Source organism: Aquimarina latercula DSM 2041, from assembly GCF_000430645.1.
Lineage (GTDB): Bacteria > Bacteroidota > Bacteroidia > Flavobacteriales > Flavobacteriaceae > Aquimarina > Aquimarina latercula.
This window is the reverse complement of record NZ_AUMK01000004.1, coordinates 92,487-108,288: the sequence shown is the minus strand read 5'-3', so window position 1 is coordinate 108,288 and position 15,802 is coordinate 92,487. Positions and strand designations below refer to the sequence as shown.

At 32.9% G+C, this 15,802-nt stretch carries 13 protein-coding genes; 5 read left to right on the top strand and 8 right to left on the bottom strand.

The genetic code is table 11. The annotated features are described in order from the left end of the window. Positions 1-43: 43 nt before the first annotated feature. The 3 genes from H526_RS0104505 to H526_RS0104495 all read right to left on the bottom strand — a co-directional run bounded on the left by H526_RS0104505 (position 44) and on the right by H526_RS0104495 (position 1,575). Positions 44-580, bottom strand: coding sequence for a hypothetical protein (locus H526_RS0104505; RefSeq protein WP_027391889.1), 537 nt, complete (start codon positions 578-580; stop codon positions 44-46). Then, positions 577-1,050: a hypothetical protein gene (locus H526_RS28310; protein ID WP_035084491.1), complete on the bottom strand. Its 474-nt coding sequence runs from the start codon at positions 1,048-1,050 to the stop codon at positions 577-579. The genes H526_RS0104505 and H526_RS28310 overlap by 4 nt, the downstream gene beginning before the upstream one ends. Before the next feature lie 213 nt (positions 1,051-1,263). Next, positions 1,264-1,575, bottom strand: coding sequence for a hypothetical protein (locus H526_RS0104495; protein ID WP_027391888.1), 312 nt, complete (start codon positions 1,573-1,575; stop codon positions 1,264-1,266). A gap of 417 nt (positions 1,576-1,992) precedes the next feature. On the opposite strand from H526_RS0104495, the gene H526_RS0104490 reads away from it, so the two are divergent. Next, a complete protein-coding gene (locus tag H526_RS0104490; protein ID WP_027391887.1) occupies positions 1,993-3,261 on the top strand; it encodes a S8 family serine peptidase in 1,269 nt (422 codons plus the stop codon). Between the two features lie 73 nt (positions 3,262-3,334). Here H526_RS0104490 and H526_RS0104485 read toward each other — a convergent pair whose 3' ends face one another. Further along, the gene (locus tag H526_RS0104485; protein ID WP_027391886.1) at positions 3,335-3,721 is read right to left on the bottom strand and encodes a Fur family transcriptional regulator; all 387 of its coding nucleotides are present in this window, start codon (positions 3,719-3,721) and stop codon (positions 3,335-3,337) included. 259 nt (positions 3,722-3,980) lie between these two features. On the opposite strand from H526_RS0104485, the gene H526_RS0104480 reads away from it, so the two are divergent. Then, positions 3,981-4,490, top strand: coding sequence for a hypothetical protein (locus tag H526_RS0104480; RefSeq protein ID WP_027391885.1), 510 nt, complete (start codon positions 3,981-3,983; stop codon positions 4,488-4,490). 65 nt (positions 4,491-4,555) lie between these two features. On the opposite strand, the gene H526_RS0104475 is transcribed toward H526_RS0104480, so the two are convergent. Further along, positions 4,556-6,820, bottom strand: coding sequence for an acyl-CoA dehydrogenase family protein (locus tag H526_RS0104475; RefSeq protein WP_027391884.1), 2,265 nt, complete (start codon positions 6,818-6,820; stop codon positions 4,556-4,558). Between the two features lie 509 nt (positions 6,821-7,329). On the opposite strand from H526_RS0104475, the gene H526_RS0104470 reads away from it, so the two are divergent. Further along, positions 7,330-9,012, top strand: a complete 1,683-nt coding sequence (locus H526_RS0104470; RefSeq protein WP_162144475.1) for a T9SS type A sorting domain-containing protein — start codon at positions 7,330-7,332, stop codon at positions 9,010-9,012. A 243-nt stretch (positions 9,013-9,255) separates the two neighbouring features. Here the strand turns inward: H526_RS0104470 and mnmE are convergent, their stop codons facing one another. Beyond that, positions 9,256-10,647, bottom strand: coding sequence for a tRNA uridine-5-carboxymethylaminomethyl(34) synthesis GTPase MnmE (gene mnmE / locus H526_RS0104465; protein WP_027391882.1), 1,392 nt, complete (start codon positions 10,645-10,647; stop codon positions 9,256-9,258). A 279-nt stretch (positions 10,648-10,926) separates the two neighbouring features. On the opposite strand from mnmE, the gene H526_RS0104460 reads away from it, so the two are divergent. Then, positions 10,927-13,353: a T9SS type A sorting domain-containing protein gene (locus tag H526_RS0104460; RefSeq protein ID WP_081415551.1), complete on the top strand. Its 2,427-nt coding sequence runs from the start codon at positions 10,927-10,929 to the stop codon at positions 13,351-13,353. Positions 13,354-13,548: 195 nt separating this feature from the next. After that, a complete protein-coding gene (locus H526_RS0104455) occupies positions 13,549-13,887 on the top strand; it encodes a DUF4870 domain-containing protein (protein ID WP_027391880.1) in 339 nt (112 codons plus the stop codon). Positions 13,888-13,951: 64 nt separating this feature from the next. Here the strand turns inward: H526_RS0104455 and H526_RS0104450 are convergent, their stop codons facing one another. Both H526_RS0104450 and H526_RS0104445 read right to left on the bottom strand, forming a co-directional pair. Beyond that, positions 13,952-15,205, bottom strand: coding sequence for an ammonium transporter (locus H526_RS0104450; RefSeq protein ID WP_027391879.1), 1,254 nt, complete (start codon positions 15,203-15,205; stop codon positions 13,952-13,954). Between the two features lie 59 nt (positions 15,206-15,264). Continuing rightward, positions 15,265-15,603: a P-II family nitrogen regulator gene (locus H526_RS0104445; RefSeq protein WP_027391878.1), complete on the bottom strand. Its 339-nt coding sequence runs from the start codon at positions 15,601-15,603 to the stop codon at positions 15,265-15,267. Positions 15,604-15,802: the final 199 nt, after the last annotated feature.

The window sequence follows — 15,802 nt, the reverse complement described above, 5'->3', positions numbered from 1 at the left end:
TTATTATGATAATTTTCATTTTGTACAATTGGCTACCTAATTTTTAGTTAGGAGATAATTTACCATATAACAAAACCTTATTTTCGATTGTTTTTGGAGGATAAAAAATTTGATTATTTGAATAGTAGACAAAACTTTGGGTAATAACATTGTGATGTTTTAAAGCTTTTCCCAGTATTGGAGTGTCTAACATGTATTTTCGTTGTTTTTGTAAATGTCTGGAGGCCAAAAGCATTACTCTCAATATTGGATGACTTTGACTTAAGAAATGTTTAGGTAACGTTTTATCAAGCTGTAATAAGGTTTTATTAGCGTTGAAAAAGGGCTCGATTTCTGGTTCAAGTACTTCTCTGTAAAAAATATTTGTGTTTTTTGTTATAAAAATAACTTGAGTAATGTTTTGATTTTTAATTACAGAAATAAGGTTTTCTTGAGTATCAATATCCCATCTAAAATTAGCCCCAAGGGCCGTATAGAAAAATGCTTCATTACTACAAGTTTGTCTTAAAACACCTTCTATATGGTCCGTTGGGCAAATCAAAAACAGAGAATTACCTGATTTTAGTTTATTAAAAGTCATACACTTTCTACTATGCTAAATGGTAAAGATGAATGATGTACATCTATTTTTAGTTTTCCGTTGGAATCTTTTCGATATCCAAAAGTGTATTCAACTTTAGTGTCTTGTCCATTTGTATCAGTAAAAAAATAATTCCCCATGGCTAACGCCCTATTTTCTTCTAATATTAAGGCTGCATTTTCAAACCTAACCTGTGTCCAAGGTTGAAGAGCAAAACCTTTATCTTCAGAAAATTTTGAATTACCACCAATAAAATAGGAAATCGCACCTTCTTTAGTAATTCTAAACTGATCAATTGCAGCTTTAGTTGGTTTAAATAATACTTCTTTGTTGTCAAAATCATACAAATCATTTACGAAGTTTTCCGTATAAGTTTCATTTGCTGATCTATCTGTATGAAGTGCACCTATTTGAACAACTCCTTCTCCCCAAATTTTTTGGGCATTTTCAATTTCTTTTTTAGTAATCATGGTAAGTTTTAAATTATTAATAATGTTATTTGATGTAAATCTTAATATTGAGAGGTTTTATACCTGATAGAGAACCTTCTTGATAATGAGTGAAATTGTGATAGATTAGAAAAATTTGAAATAAGGTTTTCTAGCAGGAAAAGTTGAGTTATTTTATATATCACTGTATAATCGTAAAAGAATAAGTAAAAAATAAAGTGTTTTAACTCTAATTTAAAGTGTTGGAGGAGGTTTGTTGTAAACACTTTTGGGCAGTGTTATACTATATTTAGATGTTTCGTAACTAAAATCTACTTTATGTTCTTGATAATCTGCTGTAGATTTTTGTTCTATTTCTTCGGTAGTATCACCTATAAAAGGTGTAAGCTGATTTGATGTTGTAATGATCTCACATAATTCGCAATTTGTATCTGGATGCGTATCATCGGAAAAATGTGAAAATGCGTGTGCACTAACAACTCTTAAAAGCAGAAAAGTTGTAACTAAAAAAAGAGAAATTATATTTTTATAAAAGTTCAACCTCATTGGTTAGATATGATAACTAATAAGCTTTTTTAGATAATAAAGTATTTAATAAAGCTATTTTGTTTTACTATGTTTTCGAAAAAGTGGCACTTTGTTTAATATAATTTTTAGTTAATTAAACAGTTTTTAACCTTTAGAAGTACTTGTCTTTGGAAAATTTAGTTAAATAGTGTTAATTAAATGTTAATTAATTTTGATTAATTATTTTAGTTTTGTGTGTTTTTGTACTGGTTTTTGTTTTTGTTAATTCTTCTTGAAACCATTATTATCACTAAAGCAACAAAGTTGCAACAAATTATTTTTAAATGCAATTTTTTATCTTAATTATTAATTGTTAACGAAATAGCATACGGTTTTACCATATTAAATTTTTCGTTTGAATTTATAAATTTGCGCCTAACACAAATTTAACTCAATATGAAAAATTTAAGTAAAATCGCTGTGGGGACACTACTCTCAGCTATGGTATTCACATCATGTCAAAATGAAAATTTTAATGATGGAACTGCAGAAACTATTGTAGAACCTACTAGTACTGAAGGGAAAATAATTCCCGGACAGTATATTGTAGTGTTTAAAGATTCTAAAATAGAACCTGCATCGAAAGTTTTAGAAAAAAGATCTTTTACGAGTAGAGAAGATAAGGCAAATTCGGTTAGAGAGATCTCCGAAGTATCTATCAAAAAAATGAATGACATCTTATCAGAAAATGATTTGGATCAGTCTAAAGTATTAAGTTACTATACTACCAAAATTTCGGGGATGGCTATTGAATTAGGAGATAGTGAATTTCAAAAATTATCTAAAGACGCTAATATTGCAGCGATCGAGTACGATAGAGTGGTAGAATTGCCTAAATTCGATATCGAAGAAGTAGTTTCTGGAGATCAATCACAAAGAATGGCTCAGCAAACACCTTGTGGTATTACTAGAGCTGGTGGAGCCGCTGATGGTTCTAGTAGTAATGCTTGGATATGGGTAATCGATACTGGTATTGATTTAGATCATCCAGACCTTAATGTAGTTACAAATACTACTTATGCTAGATCATTTGTAGGTGGATCCGCTAATGATTGTAATGGTCACGGAACACACGTAGCAGGAACTGCGGCTGCTATAAACAATAGTATTGGTGTAGTAGGAGTTTCTGCTGGAGCACCAGTTGTGCCAGTAAGAGTTTTTGGATGTAGTGGTGGTACAAGTACTTCTACAATATTAAATGGAATCAACCACGTTGGTCAATATGATTTAGCTGGTGATGTAGCTAACTTAAGTTTAGGAGGTTTCTTTGGATCAGGATGTGCAAACAATTCTTCTTACAGAAGTGCATTATTAGCTCTTGGAAATGCAGGAACTAGAGTTGCTATTGCAGCAGGAAATAGTAGTGCTAATTCAGCAAACTATCAACCAGCTTGTGTGAATGGAACTAATATATTCACAGTAGCTTCTATGACTTGTAGTCAAGGATTCTCATCTTTCTCAAATTACAATATGAATCCTGTTGATGTTATTGCTACAGGTAGTAGCGTTAGAAGTACATATTTAAACGGTGGTTATGCAACATTGAGTGGTACATCAATGGCATCACCTCACGTAGCTGGAATTATGCATGCTAGAAATAACGGACCTAGAACATCTGGTACTGTAAGTAACAGAGGAGAAAACTATCCTATAGCAGTAAGATAAAAGACACAATCTTTATTTTTACGTTGGGATGTGTAGTTACGAAACCATTGGCTGGAGAGCTGATGGTTTCTCTTTATTTACATTTATTACAAATACCAATAATTAAAAATTGAGTCTCTTGGATTGTAAACCCTTCTAAGCTTGGGATATGTAGTGTATTGGGTTGACAAGTTACTTCTTTACATGTCTGACATTCGAAATGTATGTGATTATGAATTTTATGAGATGTTCCACAATTAGTATCACAAAGTGCATAATACGCTTTTCCATTTTTGCCAGTTACGAAATGAACCTCTCCTTTATCGGCAAATCGATCTAAAATTCTATATATGGTGGTCTTGTTAACTTTTATTGGCATAGTAGCCATAATTTCTTCAGCAGACATTGCATGTTCCGTGTCAGAAAGGATTTTTTTAACAAGATTTTGTTTTTCAGTATTTCTTGATTTTTTAATCTCCATGCTATCGTATTCGGATTCCTTTACTTTATCGAAAATAATGATTTTTTGACCATAAGTACTTTTTTTTCATAAAATTCGAAAAAAGTATACTTCACCATTTTGTCTTCTGATTAATCCAAACCTTACTTATAAAGGAAATTTTTCCAAATTAGATTGTTAGGGAATAGGGAATTTTTAAATTTTTTAAAAAAGCAAAACTAAAATAATTCAGTAAAAAAATAGTTTATACATTTGAATCGTAAACCAATTAATTAAAATCATGAAAACACTTAGTAGATTAGCAGTGATTGCAACAGTTCTTTTATTTGTGTCTTGCAAGCAAAACCCCGCAGAAGCACCTGAGCATAAAGCTATGGTAGAAAAGCATCAAGAAATGGAAGCTTCTCACGAAACTATGGCTAAAGAACATAACACTATGAAAGATGATCATCAGCAGATGGTAGCTGCTCATAAAACAATCGAAAATGATTCAATTCATTTGATAACAGAAAAGAGTCACATAGATTTATTAGCCAAACACGGTAAACTTATTGAAGATCATCAGACATTGATAGAAAAGCACGCTGAATTAGAAACAAAACATGTTTCTGGAGAGATTACATTGGAGCAAATGAAATCTGAACATGAATCCATGAAAGCGGAACATGAGCATATGGAGAAAGAGCATAAAGGTATAGCTGCAGAACACGAGCGTATTACTGATGAGGATAAAAAAATGATTGAGGAAGATAAAAAGAAGGCCGAAGAAGAAGTTTCGGAACAAGAGTAAATAAAAATAGATATAGTTATTAAAAAAACCAGTAAATGAATTGTTTATTTACTGGTTTTTTATTTTTAAATTGCTATTGGAGCACTCATACAATGCTCTGGAATTCCGTATCCATCAACTAATGTTTTTATATGCGGTCTTAATTCTGTAGAAAGCCGCTCTACACGGTTTCGAATTGCTTTTGATTTTGCACTACCAATATATCCTTGTTCTAAATACCAGGATGCATCTTTTCTTAATTCGTGTAATGCATACAAAGTACCTATTTTCTGAAACAACTGTTGATATTTTTTATCTTCTATGGTATCTACAAAACTTGTAAAGGTGCTATATGCCAATTCAGTGCTATATGCTTTTCCTAGGGATAATAAATGTGTTTGAACTTTTAGAAAAGCTTGATACGAGGGAATTCCTTTTTTTACATAATCACGAATTCGCATTGCTAAGGTATACGTAAGTCTTCTGGTTCGATAATCAAATGCATGTTTGTGGAATTTAGGATTATACAGATGATCCTTGTCTACATTGTTAGTATAAGCAGGATTTATAGTACTTAATTTATCATTAAGTCTAGCTCCCAGTAATTTTAGCACAGCCGTAAAACCGGCACTGTTAAATTCAGATTTAAACTCTGATAATATACCCTTTGCCGCTAATAATAGTAATACATGGTTATCTCCTTCAAAAGTGGTGAAGATATCTACATCGCCTTTTAGGTCAGCAATTTGATTCTCTATTAAATATCCCTTTCCACCACAGGCTTCTCTACATTCTTGTATCGTATCATTTGCAAACCAGGTAATTATGGATTTAAGTCCAGCTGCCTGAGTTTCAATTTTTCGTTTATCTATTACTGATTTGTCACTGTAGATTTTCATCATATGCGTTAATGTAATATCATATACATAACAAGTTGCTACAGCCGGTGTGAGGCGTAATTGATGTGTGGGGTAATCCATAAGGAGATCCTCTTGGATTTTTATACTATCATTAAATTGCCTTCTTTTTAAAGCATGCCTAACAGCGATTGCTAGGGCTTTTTTAGCTCCGCCTAGTCCAGCGCGAGCTACACATATTCTACCTCCAACTAATGTGCCTAACATCGTAAAGAAACGTTTGTTTGGATTTTTGATATCAGAATGATATGAGCCATTTGCATCAATATCTCCATATTTGTTTAATAAGTTCTCTCTGGGAACGTGCACTTGATGAAACCATATCTTTCCGTTGTCTACTCCGTTAAGTCCTAATTTATAACCATTATCCTCAATAGTGACTCCAGGCATTAATTCGTGTTGTTTATTTCTTATCGGAACCAGAATAGCATGTACTCCTTCGTTCTTACCATTAACAATTAATTGGGCAAAAACTGATGCCATCTTAGAATCTAAGGCATTACCTATATATTCTTTATTATCGTTTTGTCCTGGCGTATGTATAATTATACTATCTGTTTCTTTATGATATGTTGCAGTAGTTTTAATACCTCTTACATTAGAACCATGTCCAGTTTCGGTCATCGCAAAACATCCTAATAGTTTTGTTTTTCCGGTATCTGCTAGGTATTGATCATGATGTTTTTTTGTGCCTAATTTTTGAATACTTCCTCCAAAAAGACCAAACTGAACCCCAAACTTTATCGCTAAACTTCCATCTACATACATTAGATTTTCAAAAATAGCTGCATATCCAAGCATATCTTCGGTGCCGCCATAGGTTTCTGGATACGCCATAGCTCCATATCCTTCTTTGGCTAAGAATTTTACTTGTTGTAATACGTGTTCTCTAAATTCTTCTTTGGTTCTCCTGATATCCCAATCAAAAATTGGATCTTTAAGAACTTCTCGAAAAGCATCAACCACATCGGAGTGCTCACCTTTAAGAATCTGGTCAATAGCAGAAGCTTCATAATGTTCAGCCGATGTTTCTTGGACTACTTCTAAATCAAATAAATGCCTGTAGTGGTTAGGCTGAATACCAAGGTTTATTTCTATATCTTTTAAATGGGTATTAAAAGGACATGCTGTCTGATAATAACAAACTAAATTTTGGCTGAATGTTGCCAGTGGATGCACTTCACTTTCTACTAGTTTAATGGAAGAATTTGTTATTGTTTTTTTCCAGTTTTTTAACTCTTGATCCTTAGGAGGGTCATTAGGGTTTAACCAACTTGTAAGAACACCTCTGTCTTCCTTGCCTAATGTTTCATCTCCTTGGATTGCTGTCTTTACAACAGAAATTTCCGAGTAGGATAATAAATCGTCTGACCAGATTACATAAAAGAAAGGAATATATTGTAAAATACCTTGAGTATAGCTTGTTGCATTCATAGAATGAAAATACAATAATTATTTCAGAATAATTATGGATAATACAATGAGGTGATCTACTTTTTGTATTTAAGTTTATTGCATTATAAGTTTAAATAAATAATCATATAACAAAGCAGAGTTGAGAAGTATTATCTAAACTACTTCTCAATACAATATGTGTTGAACCATTATAAATAAAGGGGTAGCAGAGTAGGAGGTGAAATGGAAGTGCTAGATTTTGTTTTCTTTTGTTGGTGTTTTGTTTGATTTCAAAGTTAAAATATGAAAGTATGTTTTTCCAATGCAATTGAAAGTTCTATTTTATCCAAGAAAGAAATATTTTTACTACTGGATAATTAGCTAAAACTGTTAGTTTCTTCTTTTTAAATTAATTTTTGATAAAAAAAGGTTGAGCAGGGGTAACATATTTATGTTTAATGACACTTATAAATATAGTGTTTGATTCTTTGTGTTAAAAAAAAGATTAAAAATTTATTATGATAATGTTAATAAAAGAAAACCTAAATATGAACAAGTGTATATTGCTAATTATCATTTGTTTTGTGTCTTATGGATATGGTCAAACAGGGGAAAGATTTAAAAAATGGATTGATGCACAAGAAGAGTTCCCTATTGGTGCTTGGTCTTTTGCATGGAGAACAAGTAAAACACAAAGTTGGTTTGATACCTATGCAGAGGCCAACCTTAATATGATACAAGTAGATACAAATCAATTAAAATTTACCAAAGCTGCAGGACTCAATGCTGTTTTGGGAACTTGGGACGAATATTTTTTACCTAGTAACAGGTCTTCATTGGAAAACGCAATTAAATTAGCGAATGATTCTGCCAATAGAATCTCTATTTTTATTCTAAAAGATGATGCTCCCAATTTTAAAAAACATCAATTTCATCATTATTATCATCAGTACGATTTTATTAATTGGGTTGTGAATAAAGAGATTTATCCAAAACTACCAAGTAGGGTTATAACTCAAATTAACTTTTTACCAAATTGGGCGGTTCCAGAAAGCCGATTTAAAGTACCTTACAATACTCTTGTGGATCAAGGCTTGGAGAGATGTAACCCTTCTGTTGTAGGCTACTCTCATTACCCTACTTTGAAGAGTTCAGATAATGCTACAAGTCCTTCATACTTTAATAATCTCGAACTATTTAGAAATAGATCATATGACTTAGTTGGAAATCGAGGTCCAGGAATCTTCGGATTCATTAGCCTTGTGGAATGGACAGGAGGTGGAGCTGATTCTCAGGATACACGTAAGTCCAGCGAGACAGATTGTAGATGGCAGGTTAACATGCACTTAGCATATGGAGCGAAAGGGCTTTGGTGGTATAATTATCAGATAAAGGAAAAGGATAAAGATAACTTTGGGAATGGTATGTTAGAACATACTACCAACAAAAAAACAGATTTATACAAAATAGTTAAAGATATTAATCAGACTGTTCTTAATTGGGGAGATAAGTTAATGGATTTAGAATCAACAAGCGTTTCTTTTATGAAGAATAAAAATGGTGGTATTCCTAGAGGTGTAAGGGAATATAAGTTAGGGGACGTAAGCTCAGATTTTGATGTTTCCGGTGATGGAGGCATTTGTATCGCACGTTTTGATTATCCCTGGAATAGCGAGTGGTATAATATAATGGTGGTAAATATGCAACATGGCGGAAATAACTATGATCAAACGATTTTTAATCAAAAAGTTATTTGTAAGTTTAGCGATAAGCTCGCCCATAGGAGACAAATTAACCCAGATAATGGTAAAGATGAGGAAATCCAGTTTGATACTTATCGTAATGGATGGTTTGAAAAAGAGTTCGAACTTAAGGGAGGTGAAGCATTATTTTTTACAGTAAAAAAAACATTTAATATAGTTTTAGAAGAATTTCAGAGATTTGACGGTGAAAACGGATATTATAATATAGATAAAGAATTTTCCAATATCAAAAAAATAGAAACTATATACCCGAATCCTGTAGAAGATTTATTAAATGTTAATTTAAGTGACATATATTACACAAACTATATATTATATAATTTAGAAGGAAAAGTACTAAGAAATAATAAAATAGAAGATGGTACTAATAAATTAGAGGTAAATATGAGTGATTTTTCGAAAGGTATTTATTTACTGAAAATAGAAGGAGTTGAAACATCGAAAATATTTAGGATACTAAAAGAATAATTATGGTTTTTATAAATTCATTCTTTTTATTAAACATCTCTAATATCACGGTTCTTTTTTGATTTTGATGTTTTTTCATGTCATATAGGAGTGTGATAATGTTTGATTTTTGAATTCTAAGTAAGGCCAATTCTATTTTGAGAATATATTAAAGTAAGTTCTTTGTGGATAGCTATAAATCACACTATTTTTATATAAAAGGTCAAACAAAGGAAAACAAAACCTTATTAAAGGCTAGAAAATCTATTTACCAATACAGAAATTAGCAAAAATATTACCAAGCAAATCATCAGAAGTAATCTCACCGGTAATCTCACCAAAATGATATAATGCCTGACGAATATCAATCGCCATTAAATCTCCAGATAAACCATTGTCAATACCGTATTGTACTTTTTGAATTTCTTCTAAAGCTTTTAATAAAGCATCATAATGACGAGAATTGGTCACAATAGTTTCGTCATTTCTTAAAGCTCCTGTATTTACAAAATCTAAGAGTTTACTTTGTAATTCTTCAACCCCAATATTTTGTTTGGCGGACAACAGGTGTATATTCTCGATCTCTGAAGTTAATGATGAAATCTCGGATTCACTAAGTTTATCTACTTTGTTAGCTATAACAATTAATGGTTTCTGCGGATATTTGTTTTTGATCTTACCGATTTCAGTTTTTAATAACTTTAAACTATCAACGGTTAATGCAGAACTGTCAATCAAATAAATAACCACCTGTGCTTGCTCAATCTTTTCGAAAGTCTTCTTTATTCCTATACTTTCTACGATATCCTTAGTGTCTCTAATACCAGCAGTATCGATAAATCTAAATCCAATACCTCCTATATTGATTTCATCTTCAATAGTATCGCGTGTGGTTCCAGCAATGTCAGAAACAATAGCGCGCTCTTCGTTTAATAAAACGTTGAGTAATGTAGATTTACCAACGTTAGGTTCTCCCACAATTGCAACCGGAATACCATTTTTAATTACATTTCCAACAGCAAAAGAATCAATTAGTCGCTTTAGAACTTTGGTGATCCGAGAGATTAGATCCTGAAACTGCGATCTATTAGCGAACTCTACATCTTCCTCGGCAAAATCAAGTTCTAGTTCTATTAATGATGCAAAATTGAGAAGCTCATCCCGCAGTTTTTGAATTTCATTACTAAAACCACCACGCATTTGTTGCATAGCAATCTGATGAGAAGCTTCAGAATCAGAAGCGATAAGATCTGCCACTGCTTCTGCTTGTGATAAATCTAATTTACCATTAATAAATGCTCTTAATGTAAATTCTCCGGCGTTAGCGATTCTACATCCTTTACGAAGTAATAACTGAATAATTTCTTGTTGGATGTAGCTTGACCCATGACATGATATTTCTACAGTAGGTTCTCCCGTATAAGAAGTCGTTCCTTTAAACAAAGAGAGTAATACTTCATCTAATATACGCTCATTATCAATAATATGACCTAGATGTATTGTATGACTTTTTTGTTTATTTAGATCTTTTCCTTTAATAGAACGAAATAGGGGAGCGCAAATACTAATTGCATCTTTTCCCGAAACTCTAATCACTGCTATAGCACCAGCTCCTGCTGGAGTAGCTAAAGCAACTATGGTATCTTGTGAAATCATATTTTACTAATAGAAAGTACAAAAATAGACATAATATAATCTTACATTTCATTTTAGACTTCAAACTTTTTTGTAGACAAAATTTTCTTCCTTACTTTTATTGCTGGGGTTGAAATTTTAATAGATTTCTAAGACAAAAAATAAAGGGAAATAAAGTAGATGTAATTTAATAGTTTTTAAATGCATTTATATGGAGTATATGTTTAAGGAGTAACTAACCTTAAGCAAAATTGATTTAGTAACTAAATTTAATTTCTATATACTAAAACTTTTATTTTTATGAATTTTCACAGCACAAACTCATTTAATAATAGGAAACTACTATTAAAACACAAAATTATTGCTGCCGTCTGCGTAGTATTTATGCTAATTCCATTTGTCAATTATGCTCAGACGCAGAGTTTAGCAAGACATGAAACTCCTTATAATTTAACCTTAAAATCAGATGGAGTTGTGGGTAAGAATAACTCACAAGTGATTACCGAAGAAGTTTCAGAAACAGGAGCTACTTGGCTACGTCTGTTTTTTAAGGACGTAAATTTGGGTAATAATAGTACAATTACTATTACTTCAAAACTAGATGGAGCAACTCAGACCTTAACATCCAAAACTATAAAGGACTGGAATAACTCTAGTGCTTATTTTAACGGAGATGCAGTTACAGTTACATTATCGGTAGCTGCAAACGATTCATCAGTAGGAATTAATATTTCGGAATTAAGTGTTGGGGAACTTGATCCTACTGTAAAATCACAATGTGGATCTAGCGATGATAGGGTGGATTCTGCGGATGATGCTATTGGAAGAATTGTTCCAATAGGATGTACAGGTTGGATTATCACAAATGGTAAATTAGTAACTGCTGGTCACTGTGTGGGTAGTAGAGCTGAGATAATCGAATTTAATGTACCAAAATCAAATCCTGATAGAACGATAGTACATCCTGGACCAGAAGATCAATATCCAATAGGAAATTTTGTATCACCATATCCAAATAGTCCGAGTCAGGCAAATGACTGGGCAGTTTTTGATGGTTTTGCGAATTCTCAAACAGGTCAAACGCCAATTCAAGGGCAAGGAGCATCATACAATGTGACACAGGATACGCCTGGAGCGAATATCACAATAACTGGTTTCGGAACAGATACAGGAATTGATAATCAAACACAACAAATTCACACTGGACCATTAAGCTCTTCGACAAATACTTTTGTAAGATATAGAACAGATACTACAGGAGGTAACTCTGGTAGCCCAATTATAGATACAGCAACGGGTAATGCTGTTGGAGTGCATGCATATGGAGGATGTTCTGGATCTGGAGGATCTAATTCCGGAGAAAGAGCTACGATTCCTGCTTTTTGGGATGCAATGGGGTTAGGTACACCGCCGCCACCTCCAACAGATGAGTGTTCAGGGAATGTTTCATCTTTCCCTTACAGCGAAAGTTTTGAAGGATCTATCGGTGCTTGGTCACAATCATCTAATGATGATATTAATTGGACTGTAAATTCAGGAGGTACTCCTTCTAATGGAACAGGACCTAGTGGAGCAGTAGATGGTAATTCTTACATTTATGTAGAAGCTTCAGGTAATGGAACTGGATATCCAAATAAACAAGCAATCTTAAATGCTCCTTGTTTAAATTTTAATGGCGTGTCTTCTCCAACAATAAGCTTTCAATATCATATGACCGGAAATGCGGTAGGAACATTAAATGTTGAAGCTAGAACTAATAATACTGGGAACTGGAGTAATGTATTTACTAGATCTGGGGATCAAGGTGCTGATTGGAATGCTGCAAGCGTAGATCTTTCTGCATATGCGGGTAATTCTAGTGTACAATTACGATTAAATGTAGTTACAGGTACTAGCTGGCAAGGAGATATTACAATTGATGACCTAAGCATAACTAATGGTAATACACCACCACCGCCGACTTGTGATTCATTAAATTTTAATGATTATGCAATTACAGGTTTTTCTAACCAAGATTCTGCAGGGAACTTTTCTATAGGTAATGGAGGAGCATCGATATCAATGACTAATAATACTTGGAAATTTATTCCTTTTAATTATAATGTAACAGCTAATACGGTTATTGAGTTTACTTTTAGTAGTAGTAGTCAAGGAGAAATCCACGGAGTTGGTTTTGAAGATGATAATACGCTGACCTCTAGCAGATATTTTAAAGTTCATGGAACCCAGAATTATGGTGTGACTAATTTTGATAATTACAGCAGTGGATCTACAACTTATGTGATTCCTGTAGGTAATTTTTATACCGGAAATATGGACAGGTTAGTATTTATAAATGATAATGACGCGGGTAGTGGTAACAACTCTACTTTTTCTGATGTTAAAATTTATGAAGGTTCTTGTGGACAATCAGCTAATGCAGAAAGTCTAATCGCTGATTTGGAATCTACTGAAGCGATTTTAGGAGATGAACCAGAAGGTATATTTAATGACGTAAGAATTGCACCGAATCCAGCGACGAATAATTTTTCGATATATCTTAATCAGTTTGTTAAAAAAGCAAATGCGACAGTATTTTCTATTCTAGGTCAAAAACAAGCTGAGATAGAACTTCAACCAGGAGCAAACACGATTTCTGCTAAGAATTTATCATTAGGATTAGGTATTTATTTAATTCGAATAGAGAGCGACGGAGAATCTATAACACAAAAACTAATAATCAATTAATAAATGATATAGAATTAAATTTAGTTACTAAAATAGAGAAGCGCCCTAGGTTTTTAGGGTGCTTTTTTTGTAATTTTTTCTCTTATACATAGATGTAACTGTAACGTTTTGCTCAATATTTCGTCATATATGCATAGGTTGCTAATTAAATTAGCAATTCTATAAAGCAATCATCAACCAAAAATAAAAGAAATCATGAGACAAGACAGATCATTACTAGTCATTACCCATTTATCACAATTATTAGACCTTGTAACCGGGTTCGGAGGGTTTGTAGTACCATTAATATTATGGCTTACACAAAGAGAACAAGTATTAGCAATGGATAATCACGGAAAATCAATTATGAATTTTCAGATAAGTATGTTTATTTATGCAATTGTTTGTATACCGTTAATACTATTATTTGGAGTAGGAATTCTAGGATTAATTGTTATAGGTATTTTATGCTTAGTATTTCCTATAATAAATGCAATTAAAGCTAGTAACGGAGAAGAGCCATCATATCCGTTATCCATGGACATTATAAAATAATGAATAAGAAAAAGGGTCGATTGTAAATCGACCCTTTTTATAAATATATAAGTTGAATTAAATTCTAGTGTTGATTTAATCTAAAATCTGGATAAGCATCCATCCCATGTTCATGACCGTCAAGACCATCAATTTCTTCTTTTTCAGAAACTCTAATACCGATAGTTTTCTTTAATGCAAATATGATAATAAATGAGGTAGCTACACAAAATCCACCAGCAGCTAATACACCTACTCCTTGTACTAAGAATTGGTCAAAACCTGCTTTTGCTCCAAAAATTCCAACAGCTAATGTTCCCCAAATACCACAGATTAAGTGAACAGCAATAGCTCCTACAGGATCATCTAGTTTTAATTTATCAATTAATGCTACCCCAAATACTATAATAGCACCAGCAATCGCTCCAATTAATACAGCATCGGTTGGTGTCATTTGATCAGCACCAGCTGTAATTCCTACTAGTCCACCTAGAATACCATTTAAGAACATTGTTAAGTCGTAGTTCTTGTATAATAATGTAGAAACTAAAAATGCAACAACTCCACCGGCAGCAGCAGCAAGAGATGTAGTTACTAGGGTAAGAGATGTTCCAGCAGCATCTGCAGAAAGTACAGAACCGCCATTAAATCCAAACCATCCTAACCATAGAATTAAAACACCGGCAGCAGCTAACGGGATGTTATGTCCTGGTATAGCTTTAGGTTTACCATCAGAACCGAATTTACCAATTCTAGACCCTAATAACCATACAGCTACCAAAGCAGCCCATCCTCCTACAGAATGAACTAAGGTAGAACCGGCAAAATCATAAAAACCTTCAGCTTCACCAATCTGGAATGATGATAAGAACCCACCTCCCCATTGCCAAGAACCTACAATTGGATATACAACACCTACGTATATTATGGTAAAAATCATAAAAGCTCCTAGCTTTATACGTTCTGCAACAGCTCCAGAAACTATAGTAGCTGCAGTAGCAGCAAACATTCCTTGGAATAAGAAATCAGTCCAGTATGTATACCCTTCATTATATGTTAAGTCTAAAGCTCCTTCTACAACAGGAGAACTCAATCCAAATCCAGCAAATCCAATAAATCCTGCTGCATCTTCTCCAAATCCTGGATACATTAAATTGAATCCTACTAGGCAGTATAATAATAAACCTACACAGATGATGAATACATTTTTGAAAAGAATATTAATTGTGTTTTTTTGACGAGTTAATCCAATTTCTAAAAAAGAGAAACCCAAATGCATGAAAAAGACTAGTGCTGTACACACCATCATCCATACGTTGTTTATAGTTAACATTTCCATTATATAATTGACTATTAAAAGTTATTTTTTGTTTTCAGTTGGTAATTTGTGTGTGGTGGTTAGGATAGTGTAGAACCTCCTTTTTCAGAAGTACGAATTCTGTATGCTTCTTTGATATCGGATACAAATACCTTTCCATCTCCGACTTCTCCTGTTTTACCAGCTTCAAGAATTGCCGATACGGCTGCTTCTTCAAATTCATCGTTTACCACGATAGATAAAAAACGTCTCTGGATATCTGTGGTGCTATACGAGATTCCACGATATACGTGTCCTTGTTTCTCATTACCCACACCAGTAACATCCCAATAAGAAAAGAATGTGATACCTTTTTCGTGTAAAGCTTCTTTTACAACACGGTATTTTGATCTTCTGATGATTGCTTCTATTTTCTTCATAAAGACTAAAAAGTTAAAATTAATGTTAAATCTATGTCAAAAATATGTGAATTACTCTTTAGCCTCAAAATTTTGAAGGGTAATCAAGGTATTTTTATCATTTTAAAATATTTACCCCCTAAAAAATTGGGGGTGTGTATTTTTTGAAGAAATAAATGAGGATTTCGCAGTTAGGTGTTTTTGTTTTTTACGAAAACGT

What these genes read in the sequence shown, in the direction of transcription:
- H526_RS0104455 (WP_027391880.1), top strand. Translation starts at nt 13,549, where the DNA reads ATGAGACAAGACAGATCATTACTAGTCATTACCCATTTATCACAATTA.
- H526_RS0104450 (WP_027391879.1), bottom strand. Translation starts at nt 15,205, where the DNA reads ATGGAAATGTTAACTATAAACAACGTATGGATGATGGTGTGTACAGCA.
- H526_RS0104475 (WP_027391884.1), bottom strand. Translation starts at nt 6,820, where the DNA reads ATGAATGCAACAAGCTATACTCAAGGTATTTTACAATATATTCCTTTC.
- H526_RS0104460 (WP_081415551.1), top strand. Translation starts at nt 10,927, where the DNA reads ATGAATTTTCACAGCACAAACTCATTTAATAATAGGAAACTACTATTA.
- H526_RS0104495 (WP_027391888.1), bottom strand. Translation starts at nt 1,575, where the DNA reads ATGAGGTTGAACTTTTATAAAAATATAATTTCTCTTTTTTTAGTTACA.
- H526_RS0104505 (WP_027391889.1), bottom strand. Translation starts at nt 580, where the DNA reads ATGACTTTTAATAAACTAAAATCAGGTAATTCTCTGTTTTTGATTTGC.
- H526_RS0104485 (WP_027391886.1), bottom strand. Translation starts at nt 3,721, where the DNA reads ATGGAGATTAAAAAATCAAGAAATACTGAAAAACAAAATCTTGTTAAA.
- H526_RS28310 (WP_035084491.1), bottom strand. Translation starts at nt 1,050, where the DNA reads ATGATTACTAAAAAAGAAATTGAAAATGCCCAAAAAATTTGGGGAGAA.
- H526_RS0104480 (WP_027391885.1), top strand. Translation starts at nt 3,981, where the DNA reads ATGAAAACACTTAGTAGATTAGCAGTGATTGCAACAGTTCTTTTATTT.
- mnmE (WP_027391882.1), bottom strand. Translation starts at nt 10,647, where the DNA reads ATGATTTCACAAGATACCATAGTTGCTTTAGCTACTCCAGCAGGAGCT.
- H526_RS0104445 (WP_027391878.1), bottom strand. Translation starts at nt 15,603, where the DNA reads ATGAAGAAAATAGAAGCAATCATCAGAAGATCAAAATACCGTGTTGTA.
- H526_RS0104490 (WP_027391887.1), top strand. Translation starts at nt 1,993, where the DNA reads ATGAAAAATTTAAGTAAAATCGCTGTGGGGACACTACTCTCAGCTATG.
- H526_RS0104470 (WP_162144475.1), top strand. Translation starts at nt 7,330, where the DNA reads ATGAACAAGTGTATATTGCTAATTATCATTTGTTTTGTGTCTTATGGA.